1 tRNA gene and 1 rRNA gene are annotated in these 1,494 nt (G+C 52.0%); both read left to right on the forward strand.

Features of this window, described 5'->3' with window-relative positions:
* Positions 1–1,331 (forward strand): 16S ribosomal RNA (locus tag BI291_RS04375); the annotation flags it as partial.
* Positions 1,332–1,418: 87 nt separating this feature from the next.
* Positions 1,419–1,494 (forward strand) — tRNA-Ala (locus tag BI291_RS04380).

A 1,494-nucleotide genomic window follows, 5' to 3' on the forward strand; every position in this document is an offset into this window, starting at 1 on the left:
ACCTTTCGCCTTTAGATTAGCCCAAGTGAGATTAGCTAGTTGGTAGGGTAAGAGCCTACCAAGGCGACGATCTCTAGCTGGTTTGAGAGGATGATCAGCCACACTGGGACTGAGACACGGCCCAGACTCCTACGGGAGGCAGCAGTGGGGAATATTGCACAATGGGGGAAACCCTGATGCAGCCATGCCGCGTGTGTGAAGAAGGCCTTCGGGTTGTAAAGCACTTTCAGTCGTGAGGAAAGGGTAATGGCTAATATCCATTATCTGTGACGTTAGCGACAGAAGAAGCACCGGCTAACTCCGTGCCAGCAGCCGCGGTAATACGGAGGGTGCGAGCGTTAATCGGAATTACTGGGCGTAAAGCGTGCGTAGGCGGTTAGTTAAGTCAGATGTGAAATCCCGGAGCTCAACTCCGGAACTGCATTTGAAACTGGGTAACTAGAGTATTGTAGAGGGTGGTGGAATTTCCAGTGTAGCGGTGAAATGCGTAGAGATTGGAAGGAACATCAGTGGCGAAGGCGGCCACCTGGACAAATACTGACGCTGAGGCACGAAAGCGTGGGGAGCGAACAGGATTAGATACCCTGGTAGTCCACGCCGTAAACGATGTCAACTAGCTGTTTGTGTCCTTGAGACGTGAGTAGCGTAGCTAACGCGCTAAGTTGACCGCCTGGGGAGTACGGCCGCAAGGTTAAAACTCAAATGAATTGACGGGGGCCCGCACAAGCGGTGGAGCATGTGGTTTAATTCGATGCAACGCGAAGAACCTTACCATCCCTTGACATCCAGAGAATTTTCTAGAGATAGAATTGTGCCTTCGGGAACTCTGAGACAGGTGCTGCATGGCTGTCGTCAGCTCGTGTTGTGAAATGTTGGGTTAAGTCCCGCAACGAGCGCAACCCCTATCCTTATTTGCCAGCGAGTAGTGTCGGGAACTCTAAGGAGACTGCCGGTGATAAACCGGAGGAAGGTGGGGACGACGTCAAGTCATCATGGCCCTTACGGGATGGGCTACACACGTGCTACAATGGTACATACAGAGGGCAGCAAGACCGCGAGGTGGAGCGAATCCCATAAAGTGTATCGTAGTCCGGATCGGAGTCTGCAACTCGACTCCGTGAAGTCGGAATCGCTAGTAATCGTAGATCAGAATGCTACGGTGAATACGTTCCCGGGCCTTGTACACACCGCCCGTCACACCATGGGAGTGGGTTGCAAAAGAAGTGGCTAGTTTAACCTTCGGGGGGACGGTCACCACTTTGTGATTCATGACTGGGGTGAAGTCGTAACAAGGTAACCCTAGGGGAACCTGGGGTTGGATCACCTCCTTATCTTGAAGTGAAACAGATTGTTGTTGAGTGTTCACACAAATTGTATGATAACGAACGTAGAAGAAGTCACCCTGACTAAGTCTAAAAGGGGCTATAGCTCAGCTGGGAGAGCGCCTGCCTTGCACGCAGGAGGTCAGCAGTTCGATCCTGCTTAGCTCCACCA

Origin of the sequence: Thalassotalea sp. PP2-459 (assembly GCF_001913705.1) — a bacterium.
Taxonomy (GTDB): domain Bacteria; phylum Pseudomonadota; class Gammaproteobacteria; order Enterobacterales; family Alteromonadaceae; genus Thalassotalea_C; species Thalassotalea_C hakodatensis.